This window comes from Novosphingobium colocasiae (assembly GCF_014652555.1).
GTDB classification, from domain to species: domain Bacteria; phylum Pseudomonadota; class Alphaproteobacteria; order Sphingomonadales; family Sphingomonadaceae; genus Novosphingobium; species Novosphingobium colocasiae.
Genome location: NZ_BMZA01000003.1, coordinates 81,686 through 107,642, shown reverse-complemented (window position 1 = coordinate 107,642; position 25,957 = coordinate 81,686). Strand labels below are relative to the sequence as shown.

Sequence of the window (25,957 nt, the reverse complement as noted above, 5' to 3'; positions counted from 1 at the left end):
CGCGGGTTGGACGGTGAACGTCCGGTTTTCGTATCGTCAGGTAGCCCGCACGCGCGGCCCCCTGCTGCGTCCCAGCATCAACTCGCTCAGCGCCCACACCAGCGCATCGGCGCGATCGGGGGAGCGGCCGGGGCCTTCATAGGCCCCGCCCGGCATCAGCCCGCACATCTCGTCCTCCAGCGCCGCGAACACCCCCGCGTGCCGCACCCGGCCCGCTTCGTAGAGCGCGGCGACAGGCTCGGCCCGCGCCACCTTGCCCCGGCTCGCGTGAACCAGCCGCAGCGGCAGCGCCAGTTCGGCTGCCCGCAGCACGCTCGCCACCATCTCGCCGCCCTGGTTGGCCTCGGCCACCACCCGGTCGGCGCGCCAGGCCGCTGCGGCCCCGGCCGCGGCCCGGGCCCAGCGCTCCGGGCTCGGCTTGGTGGCAGAGGCATCGGCCAGCACATGGGCGATGCCGCCCTGGTCGATGCCCACCACCACGATCCCGCAGGCATCGCCCGCAGCACTCGCCGGCGGGTCCACCCCCACCACGATCCGCGCCATCGCCGGAGCCGCCGCCTCGCGGCACCCCTCGATCAGCCCGCGCGTCCACAGCGCCCCTTCGCGGTCGGCGATCAGCTCGCCGTCCAGTTCCTGCCGCGCCAGCAGCGATCGCCCGAACGTGCGCCGGATATCGCGCAGATAGCGCGCCGGCAGGTTCGCCGCATTGTCCTCGGTCCGCCCTCTGGTGATGACCATTCCGCAAGCCCCGCCGCCGCCTTGCTCCCGCATCAGCCGCGCGATCAGCGGCACCGCGCGCGGTGTCGTCGTCGCCATCGCCCGCGGTCGTTCGCCCAGCCGCAGCCCGAATAGCAGGTTGTCCCACGCCGCCAGCGCCCGGCCCCCGGCGTGATCCCATTTCGCGATCTCGTCGCACCAGGCATGGCTGTGCTGCGGCCCGCGCAACGCCTCGGGCTCGCCGGCCGAATAGAGCAACGCCCGCGCCCCGTTCGCCCACACCAGCCGCCGCAGCGATGGTTCATAGTCCGGGCGGCGGCCGGGCGGGGACACCGCCAATATCCCGCTTTCCCCCTCCACCATCACCGCCCGCACCTCGGCCAGGCTCGCCCCGACCAGCGCGATACGCGCGTCGGGATCGGCTTCGGCCACCCCGCGCACCCATTCCGCACCCGCCCGCGTCTTGCCGAAGCCGCGCCCGGCCATCACCAGCCACACGCTCCAGTCGCCCTTCGGCGGCAGTTGCTCCGCCCGTGCCCACAACCGCCAGTGCGTCGCCAGTTCGTCCTGCTCCCCCGGGGTGAATGCGGCCAGCGCGGCCCTGCGTTCACCCGTGGGCATCTCCATCAGCCAGGCCAGCCTGGCGCTGCAGCTCATCCCTCGCGCCCGGCGTCGGCGCTCGCCCGCGCACTGCGCTCGCGCATCATGTCGATCTTGGCGTCGATCGCCGCCAGCACCGCTTCGGCGTTGCGGTTTTCGTGGATCGCCCGCTGCCGCGCCACCTGTTCGCGATGGACCGTCAGCAGCCGGAACGCGGTGGCATTGTCGAACGTGCGCACCGCCCGGCGCGCGCCGCTCACCGGCTTGATCTCGCCTTCGCGCAGCCGCTGCAGCAGGTGCATTTCCAGGTGATCGTATCCCTCGCACAGCGCCTCCTGCCAGCGGCGGTAGAATTCCGGATCGCTGCGCCGGGCATCGTAAGCCCGCGACGGATGAATCCCCGCCTCCCGCGCCGAAGCCGCGACATTGGACGTCGTGGCCAATTCCGCGAGAAAGCGCTTTCGCCACGCTGACGGGGCGGCCCCCTTGTTCGCCGCCACCTTGTTCGATGCGGCCTTGTTCGATGCGGCCTTGTTCGATGCGGCCTTGTTCGATGCGGCCTTGTTCGATGCGGCCTTGTTCGATGCGGCTGTGCCCGCCGTGGGCGCAGCCTCGCCCGGCGCAAGGCCCACAGGCTCCGCGCGCGAATTCGTGTTCGCCATGTTCCGTCCACTGCCAAGGGGGAAGGCGTCGCCCGCTCGGGGAATCGCCTCAACTCAATGTTCTTGATTTGTACCCTCTGGGCGCCGAAATGTCAAGCCAAATAACCAAATAGGTTATTTTTGGATTTTCGAACCGCCAAAACGGAAAAGGGCGGCCCTAAGGCCGCCCTTTCGTGTGTGGGTCGGTTCGCCCCCTCAGGCGAGGGTGAGAGCGAAACCCAGGGCGCTTACGCCCAAGGCCGCGGCGAGACCGATCGTCCGGTGAACGAGGGTCATCTGCTTTCTCCTGTTGCTGGGGGCGATCCCCCTTCGCACTTGCAACATAGGAGAGTTAGTAATTTTCACAATGTCAATTGCAGCACTTGAAGTTGCATTTCTTGCAACTATTCCACTCATTGCGGCATTACAACCGCTCAGCAGCCGCAGGAATCCGCCGCCGCATCTGGACACGCGCCGCCGCCGCTATTACGGCCCGGCCATGAGCACCCAGACATCTGACTCCATCCTGATCGTTGATTTCGGCAGCCAGGTCACCCAGTTGATCGCCCGCCGCGTGCGCGAAGCCGGGGTCTACTCGGAAATCGCCCCGTTCTCGACCGCCGAGGAAGCGTTTCACCGCATGCAGCCGGCCGGCATCATCCTGTCCGGCTCGCCCGCCTCGGTGCTGGACGCCGCCGGCCCCGCCGTTCCCGCCGCCATCCTCGATAGCGGCCTGCCGATGCTGGGCATCTGTTACGGCCAGCAGACGCTGATGCACCAGCTCGGCGGCGAGGTTCTGGCCGGCGATTCGGGTGAATTCGGCCGCGCCTTCATCGAGATCAACGCCGATTGCGCATTGTTTGACGGCCTGTGGCAGGTCGGCGAAAAGCACCAGGTCTGGATGAGCCATGGCGACAAGGTCACCAGCCTCGCCCCCGGCTTCCGCCCCGTCGCCGCCAGCGCCGGCGCGCCTTTCGCGGTCATCGCCAACGATGCCAAGCGCATCTACGCGATGCAGTTCCACCCCGAAGTCGTCCACACCCCCGATGGCGCGAAGCTGCTCAAGAACTTCGTGCGCCACGTCTGCGGCCTCGCCGGTGACTGGACGATGGCCGAATTCCGCAAGACCAAGATCGCCGAGATCCGCCAGCAGGTCGGCGATGCCCGCGTCATCTGCGGCCTGTCCGGCGGCGTCGACAGCGCCGTGGCTGCCGTCCTCATCCACGAGGCGATCGGCGATCAGCTCACCTGCGTGTTCGTCGATCACGGCCTCATGCGCATGGGCGAGGCCGAACAGGTCGTCAGCCTGTTCCGCGGCCATTACCATATCCCGCTGGTCCACGTGGACGCCTCCACCCTGTTCCTCAAGGGCCTCGAAGGCGTCACCGATCCCGAAGCCAAGCGTAAGTTCATCGGCAAGACCTTCATCGATGTGTTCGAGGATGAGGCGAAGAAGATCGGCGGTGCCGATTTCCTGGCCCAAGGCACGCTCTACCCCGATGTCATCGAAAGCGTCTCGTTCACCGGCGGCCCCTCGGTCACGATCAAGAGCCACCACAACGTCGGCGGCCTGCCCGACCGGATGAACATGAAGCTCGTCGAACCCTTGCGCGAACTGTTCAAGGACGAAGTCCGCGAACTGGGCCGCGAACTCGGCCTGCCCGATGTCTTCGTCGGCCGCCACCCCTTCCCCGGCCCCGGCCTCGCCATCCGCATCCCCGGCGAAGTAAACCGCGAACGCTGCGACATCCTGCGCAAGGCCGATGCCATCTACCTTGAGGAAATCCGCAACGCCGGGCTCTATGATGCGATCTGGCAGGCCTTCGCCGTCCTGCTCCCGGTCAAGACCGTCGGCGTGATGGGTGACGGCCGCACCTACGACAGCGTCTGCGCCCTGCGCGCGGTCACCAGCACCGACGGCATGACCGCCGACATCTACCCCTTCGACGCCACCTTCCTCAGCCGCACCGCCACCCGCATCATCAACGAGGTCAAGGGCATCAACCGCGTCGTCTACGACTACACCAGCAAGCCCCCCGGTACGATCGAGTGGGAGTGAGCTTGCCCGCCGGCCTGTGATGTCGGGCGGATCGACGCGCACTGCAATGTCGGGTCATGCCAGCAACTGCACCGGCACTCCGAGCGCAGGCCCGGCCGCGGCAAATCGCTGGTCCAGCGTGTAAACCGTAGCGCCGCTCGTCGAAGCCACGGCCAGGTGAAGCGCGTCCCCGGCACGAAGGCCAAGCTTATGCTGATCAGCGAACCGTGCGGCCTCCCCGAACTGCCGCCTGGTCAGGCCTTTTACGTTAAAGCTCTCGGCCACCAGCTTGTTGAACATGGCAAGCGCTGCCGCACGCTGCTCCAGCGTGATCTGCCCGTTACGCAGCTTGATCGCCATGGCGGACGACATTTCGGTGATTGTCCAGTCACTGATCAGGAGCTGCTCCGGATCCTGTCTTGCCAGCCAAGCTTGGACAACGGCCGTCATCGGCTCGTTGGATAGCGCAGCGACGATCAGCGAAGTGTCGAGGTACAGCATCAATACCGATCGCCATCCCGCATTGATCGGACCAGATCCGCCGCGCTTTCGGATTGCGGGGGCATGGCGGTCAGCGCCTGCAACGAAGCCACGTCGATGGAACGGCGCGGCCGCTCCACGCCCGTAAGCCGCGCAACGGGTTTCCCGCGCCGAGTGATATCGATCGAATCTCCCGCCTCAACCCGATCGACCAACTCGCTCAGGTGGGCTTTGGCATCAGCCAGATTGATCGTGTTCATATTGCCACTCGTGACCATCTAGATGGTCATATAGCATTGCAACCAACCAAAATCCAGTTCCTCGCCTATCCCGCATCGCGTTGCACATGCGAGGCAGTGCCGTATAGAGGCACGGTCCGCTCGCCCCGCTGCGCTGCCCCACGCACAGGAGATGCCCATGTTTTCCGGCCCCCAACCCGCCTATGCCGGGATCATGGCACTCACCGGCATCGGCATCCCGGTCATGGCCGCGCTGAACGCCGGGCTTGGCCAGCGGCTGGGCAATCCGGCGGCGGCGGCGAGCGTGCTATTTGCCGTCGCGTTTCTCGGGACGCTGACGGCTTTTGCGATCGGGCTCGGTTCCGGGGCCACGGTCGATGCGCGCGGCTGGGGTGGCGCGCCGGTCTGGAGCTACGGCGCGGGCCTGTTCGTCGCCTTCTACGTCCTGGCGATAACCGCCATCGGCCCACGGTTCGGCATCGGTAACGCCGTCTTTTTCGTGCTCGTCGGCCAGCTTGCCAGCGCTGCGGTGATCGATCACTTCGGCCTTTTCGGTGCGGCGCGGTCGGAAATCACGCTGCCCCGGCTCGCCGGGGTAATATTGATGGCTGCCGGTGTATTTCTTGCAAGAAAACAAGCCTGATCGGGCGACGAGTGGGAAAATATTAACGATGAAATGATTTCATCGTGCATATCACTCAACTCGTCGCCAGGGGTTAACCTTTCATTTAGGGATACCCCGTATTTTCATACATACCCGTTTAGCTGCCCGCCGTCAGAGCCCTTCGGTCGCGCGACCTATTGGGATGTAGCTGAATGCAAAACCTGGACCCCGTACCCGACACCGCCATACCGCAGGTGTCTTCGCCCGCAGACCAGCGCCTCAAGCCGCGCTTTGCCCTGCTGATGCGCAGTGCCAAGCTGGTGTCACCGGCGGGCGAGTATCTGTGCATCATCCGCGACATCTCCGAAACCGGCGTCAAGCTGCGGCTGTTCCACGAATTCCCGGCCGATCAGCCGCTCGCGCTGGAAAGCGGCGATGGCACCCGCATCGCCGCCGAATGCGTCTGGCAGCGCAATGGCGAGGCGGGTTTCCGCTTCATCGAACCGATCGACGTCATGCGCTTCATCGCCGAAGCCGGGCCCTACCCCAAGCGGCCGGTGCGGCTGCGTGTCTATCACGAGGCGATCGTCGTCAGTCAGGGCGTCGAAATCCCGGTGATCCTGCGCAACCTGTCGCGCGAAGGGGCCCGGATCGACACGGACCACCGTCTGGCGCTGAGCGAGAAACTGCGGCTCGTCAGCCCGGCGCTGCCGGAACTGAACGCCACCGTCTGCTGGCGTCGCCAGCCGGCCTATGGCGTGGTCTTCCGTCAGGTGATGACGATGGAGGAACTGTCGCTGCGCTCGCTGGCGATGCAGCCGCCCGAACCGGGCCAGGACCTGCCGCCGATGCGATCCTCGTTCAGCCAGGAATGAATTTCAGCGCTACGCCGTTCATGCAGTAGCGCTTTCCGGTGGGACGCGGGCCGTCGTCGAACACATGGCCCAGGTGCCCGCCGCAGCGGTTGCACAGCACCTCACTGCGCGCATAGCCCAGTTTCCAGTCGGTGGACGTTCCCACCGCCCCCGGCAACGGCTTCCAGAAGCTGGGCCAGCCGGTGCCGCTATCGAACTTGGTGCTCGATGCAAACAATGCCAGCCCGTCGGCCGCGCACACGAACGTGCCCTTGCGATGTTCGTTCAGCAATGGCGAGGTAAAGGCACGCTCGGTCCCCGCCTGCCGCAGCACCCGGTACTGGTCCGCCGTCAGCCGCTTGCGCCATTCGGCATCGCTGAACTGGACCGGATAGTCACGCGCCTCGGCAGGTGACGCGCCGCACCCTGCCAGCAACGGCAGCGCCGCGCCCGCGCCAAGCCAAGCGATGAAGGTGCGCCGTCCGATGTTGCGATGCGATGCCATGTCCGCGTCTCTACGCGATCTTCGCTGATCGCCGGCTGAACAGCCCGCGCCGCTTGCGCCCGCCCCCCGCCGGACCCGATTGCATGACCCGCCGCCGGAACAGCCGCGAACCGAACCTCACCAGCACCAGCACCACCAACGCCTGCCCGATGATCGCGACAACATGCGGCATTAGTGCACCATCCGTAGCCGCGCGGGCCAGCATGACAAACGGGGAACTAAACGGAAAGACGGCGGCCGCCAGTTCGAGCGTCGTTCCCGGCTGGGCCATCGCGTCGGTAGCGAAGAGAAACACCAGCAATTGCATCATCGTCGCCGGCATCGACAGCGTCTGCACATCGCGCACCGTCGGTGCCATTGAGCCGATTGTCAGGAATACTGATCCCAGCAGCAGGTAGGCCATCGAGAAGTATACCACGCTCAGCACCAGCATCATCGGCCAGCCCACTGCCGGGGCGGTCAACGCCGGCATTGTCGAGCCGGCACCCAGCGTCAGCAGCCCGCCCGCCGCCGCCCAGGTAGCGATCCCGACAAACGAAACCGCCAGCATTGCAAACAGCTTCCCCAGGAACACCGCGTCCATCGGAATGGCGGCGGCAAGAATCTCTATGATCTTGTTGGCCTTTTCCTCGACCAGGTTCGAAAGCACCATGCCCGCCAGCAACAACGTCAAAAAAAACAGCAGCGTCTGCGATGCCTGCGCGGTCAGCATCCGGCCCTGCCGCTCGCTGGCGGTGCTGGACGCGGCGGACACCAGCGATACCGGTGGCAGATCTTCCGGTGCGCCGGTCAGCGCTTTGCCGGCAACCAGCGAAAGCGGCCCCTGCCAGACCCTCGTCTGGTCAGGCAGGCCAGTCAGCGTCAGCGCCGCAGGGCGTCCGGACAGGATCGCGGCGACGTTGCCTTTGCGCTGCTCCAGCGCCTTGCGCGGATCGGGGCGCTCGCCCGGCTGCAGTTCATGCACGATGATGAATTCTGGCAAGGCTCCGCCGATGCTTGGTAGCATCGCTTCACGCGCCGCGCTCATCGCCTTGGCATCCTGTGCCGTCATCACCAGCCCAACTTGGGCGTGGTCAGCCGATTGCTGGACCCGCTGGCCGACATTCCCAGCAAGGCCGAATACCATACCCATGATTAGCGGCCCCAGCAGGAACATAACGAAGCTTCGCGAGAACAGGATCGCGCGAAAGTCGCGCCGGGCGATCACCCAGGCGGCGGAGAGGATCGACAGGCGGCCGGATTCGGACTGCGCGCTCATCGCCGCATCTCCTCAGGCTTTTCTTCATCGAGCGCACGCGCCGCGGCTTCCCCGGCGATGGCCACGAAAGCATCATGCAGTCCGGCCCGCTCGATCGATAGCGACAGCACGCCCGCCTCCCCCTCGATCAGCGCGCGCAGCAGCGGCTCCACCCCGGTCTCGGGCAGCGAAAAACGCCAGGTGGCCCCATCTCGCTCGGCGTCGGCCGGCAGCGCTGCACGCCACACGCCGTCAGCGGCGCGCGTCTCCAGCCGGACCTGCGCCGGAATCCGATCACGCGCGACATCTACCGGCCCGGCGAACGGCACTTTGCCGCCCGCGATGATCGCCACTTCGTCGCACAGCCGTTCGGCATGGGCGATGACATGGGTGGAGAAGATCACCGTCGTCCCGTCGGCGGCAAGCTGGCGCATCATCCGTTCCAGCCGCTGCTGGTTCAGCGCATCAAGGCCGGAAAACGGCTCGTCGAACACCACCAGCCGGGGCCGATGGACCAGCGTTCCCAGGATCTGCACCTGCTGCGCCATGCCCTTGGAAAGCTGGCGGATCTGTCGGTCGGCGGCATAGCCCAGCCCGTGCGCCTCCAGCATCTCGTGCGCGCGGCGGCGTCCTTCCTTCATCGGCAATCCGCGCAGCGCTCCAACGAAGGCGATCGCCTCGGTCGCCTTCATCGCCGGATAAAGCCCGCGCTCCTCGGGCAGGTAGCCGATGGCGTGCGCCACGTCGTGCGGCCGCTCGGCCCCCAGAATCCGGCGATAGCCAGAATCGGGATCGATGATCCCCAGCAGCATCCGCAAGGTCGTCGTCTTGCCCGCACCGTTGGGCCCGAGGATGCCGTAGACCGCCCCCTGCGGCACGGTCAGGTCCACCCCGTCCACCGCCGTGAAGCCGTCAAAGCGCTTGACCAGACCGCGCGCCTCGATCGCCAGATAATCATCCGCGATCGCGCTATCGGGCCCGATTGCATTGCTCGCCACGCGCCAATCTCCTAGTTCGTGCGCACTGCATAGAGCCCGCACGCCGTAAATGGGAGCATCCCCGGCTTTGGTTAAGACCGCGCTAAGAGCCTTCGTCGAGGCGCTGGAAATCGAGGCCCGCGCGCTGGGCTTCGTCGCGTTCGGCGTGGCCCCCGCCGCGCCCGATGCGGCGCGCACGGCGCGACTCGATGCCTGGCTTGCGGCGGGCATGCACGGGACGATGGACTGGATGGAGGGCCGCGCCGATCAGCGCGCCGATCCGCAGACCCTGTGGCCCGAAGCGCGCAGCGTCATCGCACTCGGCATAAGCTATGCCCCCGCCGCCGATCCGCGCCACCTCGCCGATGCCCCGGCGCGCGGCCGTATCTCGGTCTATGCCCAAGGGGCGGATTATCACGATACGGTCAAGAAGGCGCTGAAACACCTTGCCCGCTGGATCGTCGCCGAGGCCCCCCGGCTTGGCCTTGGCGAAGCCGGGGTCAAGGTGTTCACCGATACCGCCCCGGTCATGGAAAAGCCGCTCGCCGCCGCCGCCGGTCTCGGCTGGCAGGGCAAGCACACCAACATGGTCAGCCGCGACCATGGATCGTGGCTGTTCCTGGGCGAAATCTACACCACGCTGAACCTCGAACCGTCCGCACCGGCGCGGGATCGCTGCGGATCATGCCGGGCCTGCCAGGACGCCTGCCCGACTGCGGCGTTCCCAGCGCCCTATCGCCTCGATGCCCGCCGCTGCGTCAGCTACCTCACGATCGAACACAAGGGCCCGATCCCCGAAGACCTGCGCGAAGGGCTGGGGAACCGCATCTACGGCTGCGACGATTGCCTGGCCGCCTGCCCATGGAACAAGTTCGCGCAGACCGCCCACACCATGCGCGCCTTCCTGCCGCGCGCGGAACTGACCGCGCCCCGGCTGGACGAGTTGCTGGCGCTTGATGACGCCGGCTTTCGCAAGCTTTTCTCGGGCAGCCCGATCAAGCGCATCGGCCGCAACCGCTTCGTGCGCAACTGCCTCTATGCCGCCGCCAACAGCAAACGGCCCGACCTGACCGCACAGGTCGGGCCGTTGCGGAATGATCCGGATCCGGCGGTGGCCGATGCCGCCCGCTGGGCGTGGGACAGGCTTTCTCCCACGAACCAAGGCCTGGGCGACGTGTCCTAAAGATCGGTCAGACCGAACACGGCAACGCAGGCTACCAATGCCAGAAGGCCGATCATGAACACCCGATCCGCCCAGCTTTCGAACCGGCTCGGCTCGGGCTCCCGGCGCAGCGCCGCGTAAGAGAGCACGCAAGCGATCGAGAAGCAGGCCGCAGCACACCAGGCGATCTCATCGCCGATGGACCTGGCAGCCAGCCCCGAAACCCGGAGCCCGGTGATGATCAGAAGCGCGATACCGAGCAAATTCGACGCGGCGTTGAGAACGTGATGGTGGCGGGCCATGGTTCCCGCAGCTACCGGCCCCGTTCTGAACCGCGTCGAAACGGATGCCCCGCCTACAGCAGTTCCTTGAGCGGCACGTCCTTGTCGGCGAGCCGCTCAGCATCGGGGCTCGCCCCGGCCTCGACCAGCTTGCGGCCCTGGACATAGTCCTTGACCATGTTGACGCAATCGAGCGCCACCACCTTGCCCTGCTTGAGGTAGACCACCGAGAAGCTGCGATCCTCGGGGTTGCCGCGGATCACCGTCTGGTCGAACCCCAGGTTGATCCCGGCGGTCTGCAGGCGCAGGTCGTACTGGTTGGACCAGAACCACGGGAACGCCTTGTACGGCTTCTCGTCTCCGCAGATCGCCTTGGCCACGCAGGTTGCCATGTCGTTGGCGTTCTGCACCGATTCCACCCGCATCACGTTGCCGCCGGCAAAGTCGCAGGCGAACGCCGCGCAATCGCCGATCGCATAGACATCGGGCAGCGACGTGCGGCAATATTCGTCCACGTCCACCCCGTTGGCACCCACTGCCCCGGCGGTGATCAGCGGGCCCACGGCGGGGACTATGCCGATGCCGACGATGACCGCTTCGGCCGGGATCACCGAACCGTCCGCCAGCTTGACCCCGGTCACCTTGTGGCCATCACCCTCCAGGCAATCGACCGCCACGCCGGTACGCAGATCCACCCCGTGATCGCGGTGTTCTTTCTGGTAAAACGCCGAAAGGTCTTCCCCGGCCACCCGCGCCAGCACGCGCGGCAGCGCTTCGAGCAGGGTGACGTTGAGCCCCAGCTTGGACAGCACCGCCGCCGCTTCCAGCCCGATATAGCCGCCGCCGATGACGACGATGTTCTTCGTCCCGGCGTCGACTTCGGCCATCAGCAGGTCGCAATCGGCGCGCGTGCGTACCGCGTGCACCCCGGCAAGGTCCGCGCCCGAACAGGACAGCCGGCGCGGATCGCCGCCGGTCGCCCAGACCAGCTTGCCGTATTCCATGGTCTTGCCGTTCGACAGTGTCAGCCGCTTCGCCCTGGCATCGACATCGGTCACCTCGACGCCGAGCAGGAACGGCACTTCCTTTTCGGCCCAGAACGTCTCCGGGCGGATATAGAGGCGATCGAACGTCTTTTCGCGGGCGAAATATTCCTTGGACAGCGGCGGACGCTCATAGGGATATTCCGGTTCGCGGCCGATGACCGTGATCGTGCCGGTGAACCCGTTCTGCCGCAGCGCGATCGCGCACTGCGCCCCGCCGTGGCCGGCCCCTACGATGACGACGTCAGCTTTGTCCATGTACCCAAACCTCCAGTTCACGCGGGGGATTTGCCGCTTTTTCACCGCAGGTCAATCACCTTGAACGGCATGGCACCCTTCGAAATAACGGGCGATCAGGCCAGCGCCGCCGTGGTCATCGCGATAGAGCGCAGATGCGCCTCGGGATCGAAGATCGAGGTCGAGATTATCAGCTCGTCCGCCCCGGTGCGCGCCGCGAACGCTTCGATATCGGCCCGCACAGTCTGCGGATCGCCGATGGCGCTGACCGATCGTACCTGCTCCAGCATCGCTAGCGCCGCCGGGGGCAGGCCTTCGCGATAGTCGGGCACCGGCGGCTTGAGCCGGCCGGGAGTGCCGGTGCGGATCGCCACGAAGCTCTGGTCGATGGACGATGCCAACAGACGCGCCTCATCATCGGTTTCGGCGGTCACCACGTTGATGGCCGCCATGAAGCGGGGCTGCTCCAGCGTTTCGGAAGCTTCGAACCGGTTGCGATAGGTCCACGCGGCCTCGTCCAGCAGCGCGGGCGCGAAATGCGAGGCGAAGGCATAAGGCAGCCCCAGCATCGCCGCCAGTTGCGCGCCGAACAGGCTGGAGCCCAGGATCCACATCTCCACGTCCGCTCCGGCCGCCTGCGGCGCGGAAACCCCGCCCACCGCCTGCCCGGCAAACCGCGCGCGCAGTTCCACTACGTCGTTGGGAAACCGTTCCGCCGCTCCGTGCAGGTCCTTGCGCAGCGCCTGGGCCAGCCGCCCGTCCGCGCCGGGTGCCCGCCCCAGCCCGAGATCGATGCGGCCAGGGAACAGCGCCGCCAGCGTGCCGAACTGCTCGGCGATCACATAAGGATTGTGGTTCGGCAGCATGATCCCGCCCGAACCGATGCGGATGGTGCGCGTCACTTGCGCCAGATGCGCCAGCACCACAGAAGTCGCGCCGCCGGCGATGCCGTCCATGCCGTGGTGCTCTGCCACCCAGTAGCGGGCATAGCCCGCAGCCTCTGCCGCTTGCGCAGAAGCGGCGCTCAGCGCCAACGCTTCGGCCACGCTGGCCCCTTCGCGCACGGTCACCAGATCGAGCATGGAAAGCGGTATCACGGTGTCGTCTCCTTTGCCGCCGCCGGTGCGGCCGGGCCAAGCTGGGCCAGATAGCCGCGCGCCGTGGTTGCTGCCGCGCTTTCGGGCGCCAGCGCCACCACGGATTGCCAGCTTCGCCGCGCCGGTTCCTCGCGCCCGGCCAGCATGGCGATCACGCCCGCTTCAAGCCCCACCTCGGGGTCCTGCGGTGCCAGTTGCGCCGCCTGCGCGATCTGCTGCGCGGCGATATCGAGATGGTTCATCCGCCGCGACAGCGTGGCCGAAAGCAGCCAGGCTTGCGCATTTGCGGGATCGGCAGCGCGCGCTTCGGCCAGCGCTTGTGAAGCGAGCAGGTCCTGCTTTTGCGCCACCTGGGCACGCGCCCGATCGATCGCCACCGCTGCCACCAATGTCTGGTCCTGCGCCGCCTGAGCGTCCGCCGCCGCCGGGCCCAGGATCGACAGCGCGGCTTCCGGCTTGCCCTGCGCCAGCGCCGCGTTGGCCGCCATGTCGCCCAGCCGCGCCCGCGTCGCCTTGTCGTCCTCGGCGGCGCTGTTGCGGGCATCGATGAACGCGGCCTGCGCCTCGTCCCATTGCTCGGTCGCCGAAAGCGCCAGCCCCAGGCACAGCCCGGCCCGCACCCGCTCGGCCCCCACGGCCTTGGCCAGCGCCTCGCGCGCGAACCGCGCCGCACCCGCCGGGTCGCTGTCCACCGCTTGCGTGCAGCCGACCTGCGCCGGGGCAGAAGGCCGCTCCGCCGTCTGCAACGCGCGCTTGTTGGCTTCATCCTCCTTTTTCTGGATGATCTCGGGCGGCAGTTGCGAAACCGGCCCGCCGAAGATCGAGGACTGCGCCAGCAGCAGGGGGGCGATGAGCATCAGCGACATGGAGTCAGGCTTTCCCGGTCAGCGCGGCCAGCATGGCATCCACGGTGCCCAGCAGCAGCGCGATGTCTTCGGGGCGCGAAAGGCGATGGTCGCCGTCCTTGATCAGCGTGACCTGCACATCGCCTGAACGCAGCGCCTGCTCCAACTGCAGCGACAGTTCCCACGGCACGTCGGGATCGCACTGTCCGTGCAGCAGGTGGACCGGGCAATCGATCGGGATTTCCGCATCCAGCAACAGGTTGGCCTGCCCGTCGGCCCAGAACAGCGGATGGGTCGGGGTCGGCTCGGGGCCATAAGGATTGTCCTCCCAGACCGTCTCGCCATCGGCCAGTAGCGCCTTGTCCATCTGCGCCACGCCCCAGTCGGTGAAATCAGGCGCGGCGGCAATGCCGATCAATCCCGTGACCTTCGCGGGTGCCGCCAGCGCCACCAGCAGCATCAGCCAGCCCCCCATCGAGGAACCGACCAGCACCACCTGTTCCAGCTCCAGCGCCGCGATCAGCGAAAGCACTTCGTCCTTCCACAAGGACAGCGAACCGTGCTCGAACAGCCCCGGACTCTCGCCGCAGCCGGAATAATCGAGCAACAGGCAAGCCCGCCCCCGCGCGCGCGCCGCATCGAACACGGCAGTCGCCTTGCCGCCGGCCATGTCGGACATGTAACCCGGCAGGAACACCAGCGCCGGGCCGGTGCCGGGCGTAAAACGATAGGCGACGATGCGATCATCGGGCAGCGCGTGAAAACGGGTCTCGGTCATCGCGGCGGGATATGGGGGCATCACGCCATCCGGCACAAGGTGCATCGGCAGATCAAATCGTCCGCTATCGCAGCGACGCCGCTTCTCCCGTCTTCGTCACCCCGGGCTTCGACCCGGGGTCCCGCTGATGAAGCGCGGCTCCCGAGGGAAGCGGGATCCCGGGTCGAAGCCCGGGATGACGAAAATAGGGGGGCGGATTTCGGCAGGGGGCTGATCGAAGGCCTATAAACCGCGCCATTTTCGCCCTAAGCTCTTCCTTAACGCCGGCCAAGCTAGGGGAGAGATGTGATTCACGGTCAGGTCCTCCCCTTCCCCGCGCAGCCCTCGCGCTTCGAGCGCCGGCTGGACTGGTTCGCCGAATCGCGGCGCGTCCTGATCGGCATCTGGGCCGTCTACATCGGCCTGCGCCTGCTGGTGCTTCTGATCCCGGTGGTGCCGACATCGGACGCCGAATGGTATTACCTGCGCGCAATCAGCCTCGCCGAGGGACACGGTTATCTCGACAATGCCGGTGCGCCGACCGCGTTCTGGCCGCCGGGCTGGCCGATTGCACTATCCCTCGTGTTCCGCAAGTTCGGCGCGTCGCTGCTCGTCCTGGGCCTGTTCAACCTCGCCAGCGCCGCGCTGATCGGGCAGCTTACCCTGGCGCTGGGCCGCCGGCTGTTCCGCGATGAAGCCGCCGCCCGCGCCGGGTTCCTGCTGCTGGCCATCTATCCCAACGCGATCGCCTATGTTCCGCTGGCGCTGACCGAGGTGTTCTATACCGCGCTGCTGATGGCGGGGTGCTGGGCGGTGCTCGCCCGCAAGCAGACCGCGCAACTGGTCGGCGCGGGGCTCATCTTCGGCTTCGCCACGCTGGTCAAGGCGCAGACGCTGGTGGTCCTGCCGCTGCTGTTCGCGATAGAGTGGCTGCGCGCCCGCCCGGTCTGGGCGCGTCTGCCCCGCCTGCTGGGGCAAGGCCTGCTGACGCTGTTCATCGCCTTCATGGTCGTCCTGCCGTGGAGCGCGCGCAATCATGCGCAACTGGGCCACTGGGTGCTGGTCTCCACCAACGGCGGCTACACCCTGCTGACCGGCAACCACGATACCGCCACGGGCGATTACACGCCCGATGCCCCGGTGGTGAAGGACCTGATGGCCCGGACCGACCTTGACGAAGTAGCCAGGGACGCCGAAGCTCGCCGCCTCGGCATGGACTGGATCAAGGTCAACCCCGCCAAGTTCATGGCGCTGCTGCCGAAAAAGGCGATCCGCCTCTGGGCACCCGACGGCGAAGGGGAATGGGCCTATCAGGGCGGCGACCCCAACTATGCCCGGTTCGAAACGCTCTACCGCGCCGTGCGCTACGCCAATCAGGGCTATTACCTTGTGCTGATGCTCGGCTTCGCCTCCGCTTTCGTCGCGATGACCGTCCGCCGGATCAAGGGCCGGCAGCGCTGGATCGACTGGTGGCTGCTGCCCTATGGCGTGACGCTGTTTCCCACCGCGATCTGCCTCGTCTTCTCGGGCCAGTCGCGGTTCCACTGGCCGGTGATGCCGTTCGTCTGCATGGCGACCGGCTGGCTGGTCATCGACCTGCTCGGCCGCATTGGCCGCCCCAAGGCCCAGGCGGTGACGATCCATTAGGCACTGCCCGTGCCCTCCCGTTCGTGTCGAGCGAAGTCGAGATACGGCACGCACAGCGCCAGCATGTCTCGACTTCGCTCGACACGAACGGAGAATAATTCAGATCCTACGCGCTGGCTCATAGGCAGACAGCGCCCCGCCCCGGCGCGATCCTACTGCAACAGTTCCGGCAGCTTGCCCGACATTCCCCGTGCCTCATCCATGAAGAAGCGCTTGAGCACCGGGAGGCGCTGCACCGCGCCCATGCCGAGGCGACGGGCGGCGCTGGGCAGGCGGCCGGGCACGCCGAACAGGCGGGTGAGGCCATCGGTCACCGACATCACCATGAAACTGTCGAGGCTGCGCCACTTCTCGTAGCGGGCCAGCAACTGGGCATCGCCCGGTTCAAGGCCCAGCCGCATGCCTTCGGTCAGCACTTCAACCAGCGCGCCGACATCGCGCAGGCCCAGGTTCAGGCCCTGCCCGGCGATCGGGTGCATGCCGTGCGCGGCATCGCCGATGACCGCCAGCCGCTCGTCCACCACCTTGCCGGCATGGTGGAAGCGCAAGGGAAAGCTCATGCGCGGGGCAGCCAGCGCGATCGTGCCCAGCACCCCGTGCATGCGCTGCGCGACTTCGTGTACGAACATCGCATCAGGCATCGCCATGACCCCTGCGGCATCCTTTTCGGCCACCGTCCAGACCAGCGCGCTGCGATGCCGGCCCTCTGCATCATCCAGCAGCGGCAGCAACGCGAACGGCCCGGCCGGATAGAAGATTTCCCAGGCGGTATTGTCGTGCGGCTTGTCGTGGAACAGCGCCGTCACCATCGCGCGGTGGTGGTATTCCCACTTGGCCATAGCGAACCCGGCTTCATCGCGCGTGGGGGACTGGCGGCCTTCGGCGGCGACCAGCAACGATGCGCGCAAGGCGGTGCCATCGGCCAGTTCCACCTCCACGCCGTGCGGCCCGCGATCGCGCCGCACCGCTTCGGTGCGCACTTTCCAGGCGATCGCCGGTTCCACGCGCGCGGCATCGAACAGGGCCATGCGCAGATCTCGGTTGAAGAACATCCGGCCCAGCGAACCTTCATCCGGTTTGGGCGTGAAATCGATGCGGCCCGGCTTCATCCCGTCGGTCACCGCGATTGAATCGATCGGGCAGCCCAGGGCGTCCAGCCGGGGGCCCAGGCCGATGTTGGCGAACAGGTTCCAGCTTGCGGTCGAGATCGCCGAAGCCCGCCCGTCCGCGCCTTCGGCCACCAGATCGGCAGGATCGGCCCGGTCGATCACAAAGCTGGTCAGCCCGGCGCGCGCGGCCGCCAGCGCCAGCGTCATGCCGACGAGCCCGCCGCCCAGGATGATCAGGTCGCGGCGTTCAGGTGCCGCCGTCAGTGCTTGCGTCGCTTGCGATTCGGTCATCGCCCGCAGCTATCGGCCTCCCCGGCGGCGATGTCGAGACAGCGCCCGTCAAACGTCCCCGCCGGAACCTCCAGCCCGACCAGCGCCGCCAGTGTAGGCGCGATGTCCACCGTTTCCACCGGCTGCGCCTGCTCCATCGGCGTCATGCCCATGCGCCAGAACAGGATCGGCACGCGCCGGTCATAGTCCCACGGACTGCCGTGGGTGGCGACATAGCCGAGCCGCGGCGCGGTGCCGGGAACCACCGCACGCCGGGTCATCATCAGCACCGCGCCTGAATGCGCCGGGTTATACGAAGCCGCCACACGCTCGATCTCGGTCCAGTCCTGCGGGTTGCCGGACGGTACCCTGATCCGTGACAGCTCCTCGGCGGTGTAGACGCCCGATATCTGCGGATTGGCTTTCAACTGCCGCACCAGTTCGGCGATCACCTTCGCGCGCGCCGCACCCTTGATCGCGCCGTTCAGCCAGATATCGCCGGACCCACCCGCGCCATAAAGCAGGCGGCCGGTCGGGACCGTCACCCCGGTCACGCCGGACACCGCCTGGGACAGCGCCTTGTCGGTCAGCGCCGGGTCCAGCCGCGCCGCGTCCGGTACCCCCTGCAACCGCATCCGCTCCGGCGCATCAGCCCCGCCGTGGTCCGCGCTCAGCACCACCACATAATCGATCCCGCGCGCGTCGAGCGCCTCCAGCAACCTGCCGATCGCGTGATCGAGCACGGCTTGCTGGATGCACATTTCCAGGCCCTCGGTGCCGAAAGCATGTCCGACCTTGTCCGTCGCCGAATAGCTGACAGACAGCACATCGGGCACGCTGTCCCGGCCCAGCGGCAACTCGTCCAGCAGGCGCACGGCAAGGTCGGTCGTGGCCTCGTCGATGCGCGGGCTGACGGCGAACGCCTTGAAATCGCCGGGCTTTAGCGGGAAGCGGAAGGTACCCACCGTGAAATCGCCCAGCGCCAGCCCACGATCATAGGCGGCGCACCAGCCGGGAACGGCCAGGTCCGGCGCGCCGGCATTCACCGCCTCGGCCAGTTGCGCATTCTCGGCCCGTGCCGCCGGCGACAGCGCGCGGTCGTCGAACGTCGCAAAGCCCTGCCCCTTGAACCAGTACGCGGCATCGGCGCTGTGCCCGCTCATCATCACCACCGCGCGATCCTTGGCTGATACCGCGACGTTGAGCGACGCGGGATCGCGGCGCTTGAGCAGGTCGCCCAGCGTCGGCACCAGCAGGTGACCGGATGACACCACCGGATCTTCCGCCGTGCTTTTGGGATTGCCCTCATCCTCTGCGCAGTAGACCGTTCTGCCCAGCGCCGGATCAAACCAGTCGTTAGCGATGATGCCGCTGCGCGCCGGGTGAACACCGGTCAGCAAAGTGGAGTGGCCGGGGCAGGTCTCGGTCGCCGCGTGCGACTGATAGCCCGAGGGGAACACCGCGCCGCCCATCAGCCGCGCCAGTCCGTGCTCGTAGTGCTGGCGGTACTGCGCGAACAGATCGGCCGAAAACTGATCGACCGAAATGGCCACGATCAGCCGGGGCGCGCCTTCACCCACCGGGGGCGGCACGGCATCCGCTGTCGTTGGCGCATCGGCCGTCGCCGGGATCGCCGTTATGGCCAGCAGGCACGAAGCGGCGATGGCGGCAAAGGGGAGGCGCATGGGGCAGGTTCCTTGTAAAGCGCGGCCATCGCGGGCAGAGGCAGATTTCGACGCGCCGCCGCCTCTTTGCAAGGGCCAAGCACGCGGTCCGTACCGGAAGTCTCAGGGACAGTGGCATGAGCAGCGCGCGCTATCGGTTCTTCGTGTCAGTGCTGTGTCAATTGCTGGCCGCGCTCGCCGTCATGCTGGCCGCGCCAGCCGCCGCGCAAGGTGCCAACCACATCGCCAGCCAACTGGTCGTTCCGCCCACCGTGGTGCCGGGGGCGACGACGATGATCGCCATCCGGATGACCCCGGCGAAAAGCTGGCACGGTTACTGGATCAACCCCGGTGATGCCGGTCTTGGCATGCAGCTCGACTGGACGCTGCCCCCCGGCGCGCAGGCCGGCGCGCCCCGCTATCCGGTGCCGCAGACGCTGGTGGTGCAGGGGCTGATGAACCACGTCTACGAAAGCGAATACTCGGTGCTGGTGCCGCTGACGCTGTCCGCCGGTGCTGCCCCCGGCGACCGCCTGCCGCTGCGTGTCCATGCTGAGTGGCTGGCCTGCACCGACCAGATCTGCGTGCCCGAACAGGCCGACCTTGCCACCGAGGTGGTGGTGGCAAAGGCCGCCGCGCCGCTGCCGGACACCTTCGCCCGCTGGGAGCAGCGCCTGCCCGCCCCGCTCGATACGCCCGCGCACATGGCACTTTCGCCGCGCGGCCTGCGGCTGGCGATCCCGCTGCCCGCTTCGGTCGATCTGATCCGGCCGCACGTCTTCCTCGTCGAGGACAAAATCGTCGATTACGCCGCCCCGCAGACTTTCGCCCGCAAGGGGGACTGGCTGCTGGTGACGATCCCGCGCGCAAAGTTCGACCCGCGCAGCGCACCCGGCGTGTCTGCGGTGCTCAAGCTGGATGAAGCCGGCAACGGCGTTTCCTTCACCGCTCGCCCCGGCACGATTCCGACGGGCGGCGAGCCGCTGGCAGGGATCGGCAATGCGCCGCAGTTGCCCGGACTTCCGGTGCTGCTGCTGGCCGCGCTGGCGGGCGGGCTGCTGCTCAACGTGATGCCTTGCGTGTTTCCGGTGCTGAGCCTCAAGGCGCTGAGCCTCGCCCGCGCCGGGGAGAGCGAGGCGCATGCCCGGATCGAAGGGCTCGCTTATGCTGCCGGGGTCATCGTCGCCTGCCTCGCGCTGGGCGGCGGGCTGTTGGCGCTGCGGGCGGGCGGGGTGCAGGTGGGCTGGGCATTCCAGCTTCAGGAACCGCGCGTCGTCGTGCTGCTGTTGCTGCTGGCCTGCGCCATCACCGCCAATCTGCTGGGCCTGTTCGAGTTCGCCGTGCCCGGTCTGGCAGCGGGCAGCAGCCCGCGCAGCTACACGCAAGGGGCCTTTGCCACCGGCCTGCTAGCCGCCTTCGTCGCCACCCCCTGCACCGGCCCGTTCATGGCGAGCGCAATGGGCGCGGCACTGCTGCTGCCGGTGCCGCAGGCGCTGGCGCTGTTCGCCGCGCTTGGCCTCGGTATCGCCCTGCCGTTCCTGGCGCTGGCCTTCATACCGGCGCTGCGCACTCGCCTGCCCCGCCCCGGCGCGTGGATGAACCGGCTGCGCCAGGTGCTGGCGGTGCCGCTCGGCCTCACCGCGCTGGCGCTGGCATGGCTGACCTGGAAGGTCGGCGGCGCGCCGTTCCTCGCCGCCGCATTACTGTTCGCGCTGCTGCTGGTTCTCGCGCTGATCGCCGCCGGCAAGGCGCAGCGCCGGGGCGGCAGCGCCCGCCCGGCGGCGCTGCTGGCGCTGTTCGACGCGGTCGCCTGCATCGCCCTGCTGCCCCAGCCCAGCGCTTCTGCCGCGCCGGTCTCCTCGATCCTCGATCCCCGCCCGTTCAGCGAAGCCCGGCTCGACGCGGCACTGGCAGAACACAAACCGGTATTCGTGTGGATGACCGCCGACTGGTGCCTGTCCTGCAAGGTGAACGAGGAAGTGGCGATCGAGCGGGCGGAAACGAAAGCGGCGTTCGAGCGGGCGGGCGTGGTCGTGCTGCGGGGTGACTGGACCCGGCGCGACCCCGCGATCACCCGCTACCTGACCGCGCACGGTGCCGCCGGGGTGCCGCTCTACGTCTGGTACGGCCGCGACGGCCGCGCGCAGGTCCTGCCGCAAGTGCTGACGCCGGCGCTGCTGGCGGGCAAGGCGCGTTAGCAATTGCACAATAGCGGCTGCTGTTGCAGCACATGCCCGAAGCAACCTTGCGGGAGCCGTCCCTTGATTCTGACCGTCAACACCACGCCGTTCACTGACCAGAAGCCCGGCACCTCCGGCCTGCGCAAGAAAGTCAAAGTCTTTCAGCAGCCCCGTTACGCCGAAAACTTCATCCAGTCGGTGTTCGACAGTCTGGACGGGTTCGCCGGGCAGACGCTGGTGCTGGGCGGTGACGGGCGCTTTCTCAACCGCGAGGTCATCCAGGTTGCGCTGCGCATGGCGGCGGCTAACGGGTTTGGCCGGGTGCTGGTCGGCCAGGGCGGCATCCTGTCGACCCCGGCGGCGAGCAACGTCATCCGCCAGTACGGGGCATTCGGCGGTCTCGTCCTCTCGGCAAGCCACAACCCCGGCGGCCCGGACGAGGATTTCGGCATCAAGTACAACATCGCCAACGGCGGCCCCGCACCCGAGGCGGTGACCGAGGCGATCTATGCCAACACGCTGCAGATCGCCTCCTACAAGACCATCGAGGCACCCGATGTCGATCTCGACACGGTGGGGACCACCGATCTTGCCGGGATGACGGTGCAGGTGATCGACCCGGTCGCCGATTACGCCGCGCTGATGGAAACGCTGTTCGATTTCGCCGCGATCCGCGATCTGCTGGCTTCAGGCTTCGTCATGCAGTTCGATGCCATGAGCGCGGTGACCGGACCTTACGCGACCGAGATATTCGAACGCCGGCTGGGCGCACCCGCCGGAACCGTGCGCAACGGCGTACCGCTGCCCGATTTCGGTCATCATCACCCCGATCCCAACCTGGTCCACGCCAGGGACCTCTACGATGCGCTGATGGCCCCGGACGGCCCTGATTTCGGCGCAGCATCGGACGGCGACGGCGATCGCAACCTGATCATCGGCAAACACTGCTACGTCACGCCATCGGATTCGCTCGCCGTGCTGGCGGCCAATGCCCATCTGGCGCCGGGCTATGCTCGCGGCCTTGCCGGTATCGCGCGGTCGATGCCGACCAGCGGCGCGGCCGACCGGGTGGCGGCGGCGCTGGGCATTCCGCTGTTCGAGACGCCCACCGGGTGGAAGTTCTTCGGCAACCTGCTCGATGCCAGCCTCGCCACCATCTGCGGCGAGGAAAGTGCCGGCACCGGGTCGGACCATGTGCGCGAGAAGGACGGCATCTGGGCGGTGCTGCTGTGGCTCAACGTGCTCGCCGCCCGCCGCCAGCCGGTAGCGACGATCATGGCCGAACACTGGGCGCGGTATGGCCGCAATTACTACGCCCGCCACGATTATGAGGCGATCGAGACCGCGCGCGCCGATGCGCTGATGGCCCGGCTGCGCGGCAGTTTGGAAGCCCTGCCCGGCACGCAGACGGCGGCGGGCACGGTCAGCATGGCGGACGATTTCAGCTACACCGACCCCACCGACGGCTCGATCAGCGCGCGGCAGGGCGTGCGCATCCTGTTCGCCGACGGCTCCCGGATCGTGTTCCGCCTGTCCGGCACCGGCACCGAAGGCGCGACCTTGCGGGTCTATCTGGAACGCTACGAACCGGCGGACGGCGATCTAGGCCAGGAAACCGCCGCCGCCCTCGCCCCGCTGATCGCGGCGGCGGAGGAACTGGCGCAGATCGTGGCGCACACCGGGATGGCGGAGCCCAGCGTCATCACCTGAGCCAGGGCAATCGCAAACGGCGAGTTTACCGCAGCTTCGTCATGCTGAACTTGTTTCAGCATCCATTGTGCGGTTTACCCCACCGTCGAATAGGGCCTGTTCCCGGCGTCCAGCGCCTTTGGCCGTCCCGGCCGGCGGCACGATGGACCCTTCTGAGTTCAGGGTGACGAATACGGATAGGCAATCTCATATGCGATTGCCCTGTCACCTGAGGCTTACTCCCGCCGGAACGGCAAGGTCAGCTTCCAGCGGATCGCCGCGCCGCGCAGGGCGAAGCCGGCTGCCGCGCCGGTGCATGAAGCCATGCCCGTCGGCACGCCGAGCGAGACCAGTCCCGCAAAGGTCCCGGCAGCCAGCATCGCGGCGGTGATGTAGAGTTCGTTGCGCAGCAGGATCGAGGGCACGTTCGCCACCACATCGCGCAGGACGCCCCCAGCACAGGCGGTGACGACGCCCATCGCGGCGGCGGGCAGCGGGGGGATGCCATAGCCCAGCGCTTTGCCGGTGCCGTAGACCGAATAGGCGGCAAGGCCCGCCGCGTCGAACCAGTCGAGCGCGGCCGTCGGCCACCAGCGCAGCGGCATCGGCCAGACCACCGCCGCGACGATCAGGCAGATCACCAGTGGCAGCGCATCGTGCATCCAGAACACCGGGGCTCCGATCAGGAGATCGCGCAGGGTGCCCCCGCCGGTCGCCGCGAGGATCGCGAAGAAGCACGCGGCGACGATATCGAGCCGCTGCCGTGCCGCCACCAGCGCGCCCGAAACCGCGAACAGCGCCAGGCCCAGCAGGTTGAGCGCGCGCAGCACTTCGCCCAGTGCGTGCAGCGGAAGATCGGGCGTGAGCGGCGGCAGCATCGCTCGCCCTTACGGCAGATGGCCGGTCAGGTCACGTCCATCGCATAGCCCGATGCCCGCACCGTGCGGATCGGGTCCAGCTCGCCATCGCGGTTGATCGCCTTGCGCAGCCGGCGGATGTGGACATCGACGGTGCGCTCGTCGATCTCGGAATCGAGGCCCCAGACGCCGTCGAGGATCTGCTGGCGCGACAGCACGCGGTTGGGCCGTTCCATGAAATACCGCAGCAGCCGGAACTCGGTGGGCCCCAGGTGCAGCGGCTCACCGGCGCGGCGCACGCGGTGGCTGGTGGCGTCCAGTTCGATATCGGCGAACACCAGCACATCGCCCGCCAGCGAGGGCCGGGCCCGGCGCATCAGCGCCTCGATCCGGGCCAGCAGCTCGCGCGGGGAAAACGGCTTGGTCACGTAGTCGTCAGCGCCGGTCTTGAGGCCGCGAATGCGGTCCTCTTCCTCGCCGCGCGCGGTTAGCATCAGGATCGGAACCTGCGCGGTTTCCTTGTCCTTGCGCAGCCGGCGGCATACCTCGATGCCGGGCACATGCTCGATCATCCAGTCCAGGATGATGGCATCGGGCATCTGCTCGCGCACCATCACCAGCGCCTCCTCGCCGTCGCCGGTCGACCGCACGTCATAGCCCTCGGCCGACAGGTTCCAGGTGAGCAGCTCGCACAGCGCGACGTCGTCCTCGACGACCAATACCGATGGGTTCATACCAAGTCTCCGGACGTGTCATCCGTCAGGCTGTCCCGCACCGAGCAATATTCGCCCGTGGCGGCATAGTAGACCATCTCGGCGACGTTCGTCGCATGATCGCCGATCCGTTCGAGATTGCGGGCGATGAACAGCAGTTGCGCGGCGCTGGTGATGGTCTGCGGGTTTTCCATCATGTGCGTCAGCAGCGAGCGGAACAGAGTGTTGTAGAAGTGATCGAGCTTGGCATCGCGCCGGATCACCTCGACCGCCAGCACCGCGTCTCGCGAGCCATAGGCGTTCAGCACATCGCGGACCATGCCCTCGGCAATCTCGGCCATCGCCGGCACCAGAGTGACCGGCTCGATCTCCTTGCGCCCTTCCAGCGCGTTGACGCGCTTGGCGATGTTCTTGGCGTAATCACCGATGCGTTCGACCACGCCTGAAATCTTGAGCGCAGCGATCACATCGCGCAGGTCATCGGCCATCGGCGCGCGCAGGGCGATCGTGCGCACCGCCAGCCGGTCCACCTCCGCCTCCAGCGCATCGAGCCGGGCATCGGCGGCGACGACCTGCCGGGCCAGCTCCTCGTCGTGGCGGACGAGCGCGGCGATCGCGTCGCGGATCGCCACTTCGGCCAGCCCACCCATTTCGGCGACAAGCCCGCGCAACTGCGCGATCTCGGAGTCGAAGGCCTTGACGGTATGATCCACCATCGCTGTACGTCCCTGTTACGCGGGGCCCGGCCTCAGCCGTAGCGCCCGGTGATATAGTCCTTGGTGCGAGCTTCGCGCGGATTGGTGAAAATCTCGCTCGTCTCGCCGTATTCCACCATCACGCCCAGATGGAAGAAGGCGGTACGCTGCGAAACGCGCGCGGCCTGCTGCATCGAGTGGGTGACGATGACAATGGCATAAGTCTGGCGCAGGTCGTCGATCAATTCCTCGATCCGCGCGGTGGCGATGGGGTCGAGCGCGGAGCATGGCTCGTCCATCAGGATCACTTCGGGGCTGACCGCAACCGCCCGGGCGATGCACAGGCGCTGCTGCTGCCCGCCGGACAGCGCGGTACCGGGATCATTCAGGCGATCCTTCACCTCGTTCCACAGCCCGGCCTGGGTCAGCGATTTCTCGACGATCACGTCCATATCGGCCTTGCCCTGGGCCAGCCCGTGGATGCGGGGGCCATAGGCAATGTTCTCGTAGATCGACTTGGGGAACGGGTTCGGCTTCTGGAACACCATCCCCACCCGCGCCCGCAGCGCTACCGGATCCATCGAGGCGGCGTAGATATCCTCCCCGTCGAGCAGGATCTCGCCGGTCACCCGGGCATCGGCGATCGTATCGTTCATCCGGTTGAGCGAGCGCAGGAAGGTGGATTTCCCGCAGCCCGACGGGCCGATGAATGCCGTCACCAGGCCGTTGTCGATGTCGATCGACACGTTGTCGATCGCCTTCTTCTGGCCGTAGTATACGTCGACGTTGCGCGCTTGAAGCTTGATGTCAGTCATGTCC

The 25,957-nt window shown here is 67.3% G+C and carries 25 protein-coding genes; 7 read left to right on the top strand and 18 right to left on the bottom strand.

The annotated features are described in order from the left end of the window. Positions 1-36: 36 nt before the first annotated feature. Positions 37-1,374, bottom strand: a complete 1,338-nt coding sequence (locus IE122_RS06665; protein WP_189620338.1) for a DNA-packaging protein — start codon at positions 1,372-1,374, stop codon at positions 37-39. Beyond that, positions 1,371-1,979: a hypothetical protein gene (locus tag IE122_RS06660; protein ID WP_229813852.1), complete on the bottom strand. Its 609-nt coding sequence runs from the start codon at positions 1,977-1,979 to the stop codon at positions 1,371-1,373. Before IE122_RS06660 ends, IE122_RS06665 begins: the two co-directional genes overlap by 4 nt. Before the next feature lie 478 nt (positions 1,980-2,457). Here IE122_RS06660 and guaA point away from each other — a divergent pair, with 478 nt between their 5' ends. Continuing rightward, on the top strand, positions 2,458-4,017 hold the full coding sequence (gene guaA / locus IE122_RS06655) for a glutamine-hydrolyzing GMP synthase (RefSeq protein WP_189620337.1): 1,560 nt from the start codon (positions 2,458-2,460) through the stop codon (positions 4,015-4,017). A gap of 54 nt (positions 4,018-4,071) precedes the next feature. Here guaA and IE122_RS06650 read toward each other — a convergent pair whose 3' ends face one another. Continuing rightward, positions 4,072-4,497 (bottom strand): type II toxin-antitoxin system VapC family toxin, encoded by a 426-nt coding sequence (locus tag IE122_RS06650; protein WP_189620336.1) that lies wholly within the window; start codon positions 4,495-4,497, stop codon positions 4,072-4,074. Continuing rightward, positions 4,497-4,736 carry a type II toxin-antitoxin system Phd/YefM family antitoxin gene (locus IE122_RS06645; protein WP_189620335.1) on the bottom strand — a complete coding sequence of 80 codons (240 nt, stop codon included), beginning with the start codon at positions 4,734-4,736 and terminating at the stop codon, positions 4,497-4,499. The genes IE122_RS06650 and IE122_RS06645 overlap by 1 nt, the downstream gene beginning before the upstream one ends. A gap of 157 nt (positions 4,737-4,893) precedes the next feature. On the opposite strand from IE122_RS06645, the gene IE122_RS06640 reads away from it, so the two are divergent. Further along, positions 4,894-5,358: a DMT family transporter gene (locus IE122_RS06640; protein ID WP_189620334.1), complete on the top strand. Its 465-nt coding sequence runs from the start codon at positions 4,894-4,896 to the stop codon at positions 5,356-5,358. 173 nt (positions 5,359-5,531) lie between these two features. Beyond that, positions 5,532-6,194 (top strand): PilZ domain-containing protein, encoded by a 663-nt coding sequence (locus IE122_RS06635; protein WP_189620333.1) that lies wholly within the window; start codon positions 5,532-5,534, stop codon positions 6,192-6,194. On the opposite strand, the gene msrB is transcribed toward IE122_RS06635, so the two are convergent. The 3 genes from msrB to IE122_RS06620 are packed head-to-tail and all read right to left on the bottom strand — an operon-like array spanning position 6,181 to position 8,913. Beyond that, positions 6,181-6,678, bottom strand: coding sequence for a peptide-methionine (R)-S-oxide reductase MsrB (msrB, locus tag IE122_RS06630; RefSeq protein ID WP_189620332.1), 498 nt, complete (start codon positions 6,676-6,678; stop codon positions 6,181-6,183). The genes IE122_RS06635 and msrB overlap by 14 nt on opposite strands. A 10-nt stretch (positions 6,679-6,688) precedes the next feature. Next, positions 6,689-7,936 carry an ABC transporter permease gene (locus tag IE122_RS06625; RefSeq protein ID WP_189620331.1) on the bottom strand — a complete coding sequence of 416 codons (1,248 nt, stop codon included), beginning with the start codon at positions 7,934-7,936 and terminating at the stop codon, positions 6,689-6,691. Then, a complete protein-coding gene (locus IE122_RS06620; RefSeq protein WP_229813850.1) occupies positions 7,933-8,913 on the bottom strand; it encodes an ABC transporter ATP-binding protein in 981 nt (326 codons plus the stop codon). Before IE122_RS06620 ends, IE122_RS06625 begins: the two co-directional genes overlap by 4 nt. Before the next feature lie 67 nt (positions 8,914-8,980). Here IE122_RS06620 and queG point away from each other — a divergent pair, with 67 nt between their 5' ends. Then, positions 8,981-10,075, top strand: coding sequence for a tRNA epoxyqueuosine(34) reductase QueG (gene queG / locus IE122_RS06615; RefSeq protein ID WP_229813848.1), 1,095 nt, complete (start codon positions 8,981-8,983; stop codon positions 10,073-10,075). Here the strand turns inward: queG and IE122_RS06610 are convergent. The 5 genes from IE122_RS06610 to IE122_RS06590 all read right to left on the bottom strand — a co-directional run bounded on the left by IE122_RS06610 (position 10,072) and on the right by IE122_RS06590 (position 14,335). Further along, positions 10,072-10,356 carry a hypothetical protein gene (locus IE122_RS06610; protein ID WP_189620329.1) on the bottom strand — a complete coding sequence of 95 codons (285 nt, stop codon included), beginning with the start codon at positions 10,354-10,356 and terminating at the stop codon, positions 10,072-10,074. The two genes, queG and IE122_RS06610, sit on opposite strands and share 4 nt — an antisense overlap. 53 nt (positions 10,357-10,409) lie before the next feature. After that, on the bottom strand, positions 10,410-11,636 hold the full coding sequence (locus tag IE122_RS06605) for an NAD(P)/FAD-dependent oxidoreductase (RefSeq protein ID WP_189620328.1): 1,227 nt from the start codon (positions 11,634-11,636) through the stop codon (positions 10,410-10,412). A gap of 95 nt (positions 11,637-11,731) precedes the next feature. Further along, positions 11,732-12,712, bottom strand: a complete 981-nt coding sequence (locus IE122_RS06600) for an LLM class flavin-dependent oxidoreductase (protein ID WP_189620327.1) — start codon at positions 12,710-12,712, stop codon at positions 11,732-11,734. After that, complete coding sequence (locus tag IE122_RS06595) at positions 12,709-13,578, bottom strand: tetratricopeptide repeat protein (protein WP_189620326.1); 870 nt, start codon at positions 13,576-13,578, stop codon at positions 12,709-12,711. The genes IE122_RS06600 and IE122_RS06595 overlap by 4 nt, the downstream gene beginning before the upstream one ends. Before the next feature lie 4 nt (positions 13,579-13,582). After that, positions 13,583-14,335, bottom strand: coding sequence for an alpha/beta fold hydrolase (locus tag IE122_RS06590; RefSeq protein WP_189620325.1), 753 nt, complete (start codon positions 14,333-14,335; stop codon positions 13,583-13,585). A 285-nt stretch (positions 14,336-14,620) separates the two neighbouring features. Here IE122_RS06590 and IE122_RS06585 point away from each other — a divergent pair, with 285 nt between their 5' ends. Further along, complete coding sequence (locus IE122_RS06585) at positions 14,621-15,961, top strand: ArnT family glycosyltransferase (protein ID WP_229813846.1); 1,341 nt, start codon at positions 14,621-14,623, stop codon at positions 15,959-15,961. Positions 15,962-16,113: 152 nt separating this feature from the next. Here the strand turns inward: IE122_RS06585 and IE122_RS06580 are convergent, their stop codons facing one another. Beyond that, positions 16,114-17,361 carry an FAD-dependent monooxygenase gene (locus tag IE122_RS06580; protein ID WP_189620324.1) on the bottom strand — a complete coding sequence of 416 codons (1,248 nt, stop codon included), beginning with the start codon at positions 17,359-17,361 and terminating at the stop codon, positions 16,114-16,116. Next, positions 17,358-19,025 carry an alkaline phosphatase family protein gene (locus IE122_RS06575; RefSeq protein ID WP_189620323.1) on the bottom strand — a complete coding sequence of 556 codons (1,668 nt, stop codon included), beginning with the start codon at positions 19,023-19,025 and terminating at the stop codon, positions 17,358-17,360. Before IE122_RS06575 ends, IE122_RS06580 begins: the two co-directional genes overlap by 4 nt. Before the next feature lie 116 nt (positions 19,026-19,141). Here IE122_RS06575 and IE122_RS06570 point away from each other — a divergent pair, with 116 nt between their 5' ends. Together IE122_RS06570 and IE122_RS06565 are read left to right on the top strand one after the other, a co-directional pair. Continuing rightward, positions 19,142-21,202, top strand: coding sequence for a protein-disulfide reductase DsbD family protein (locus tag IE122_RS06570; RefSeq protein ID WP_189620322.1), 2,061 nt, complete (start codon positions 19,142-19,144; stop codon positions 21,200-21,202). Positions 21,203-21,265: 63 nt separating this feature from the next. Continuing rightward, positions 21,266-22,894: an alpha-D-glucose phosphate-specific phosphoglucomutase gene (locus tag IE122_RS06565; protein WP_189620321.1), complete on the top strand. Its 1,629-nt coding sequence runs from the start codon at positions 21,266-21,268 to the stop codon at positions 22,892-22,894. A gap of 215 nt (positions 22,895-23,109) precedes the next feature. Here IE122_RS06565 and IE122_RS06560 read toward each other — a convergent pair whose 3' ends face one another. The 4 genes from IE122_RS06560 to pstB are packed head-to-tail and all read right to left on the bottom strand — an operon-like array spanning position 23,110 to position 25,953. After that, entirely contained in the window at positions 23,110-23,751 is a 642-nt protein-coding gene (locus IE122_RS06560) for a trimeric intracellular cation channel family protein (protein WP_189620320.1), read from the bottom strand. A 26-nt stretch (positions 23,752-23,777) separates the two neighbouring features. Further along, the gene (gene phoB / locus IE122_RS06555) at positions 23,778-24,464 is read right to left on the bottom strand and encodes a phosphate regulon transcriptional regulator PhoB (protein WP_189620319.1); all 687 of its coding nucleotides are present in this window, start codon (positions 24,462-24,464) and stop codon (positions 23,778-23,780) included. Continuing rightward, positions 24,461-25,159, bottom strand: a complete 699-nt coding sequence (phoU, locus tag IE122_RS06550) for a phosphate signaling complex protein PhoU (protein ID WP_189620318.1) — start codon at positions 25,157-25,159, stop codon at positions 24,461-24,463. Before phoU ends, phoB begins: the two co-directional genes overlap by 4 nt. A gap of 32 nt (positions 25,160-25,191) precedes the next feature. Next, the gene (gene pstB, locus IE122_RS06545) at positions 25,192-25,953 is read right to left on the bottom strand and encodes a phosphate ABC transporter ATP-binding protein PstB (RefSeq protein WP_189620317.1); all 762 of its coding nucleotides are present in this window, start codon (positions 25,951-25,953) and stop codon (positions 25,192-25,194) included. Positions 25,954-25,957 lie beyond the last annotated feature (4 nt).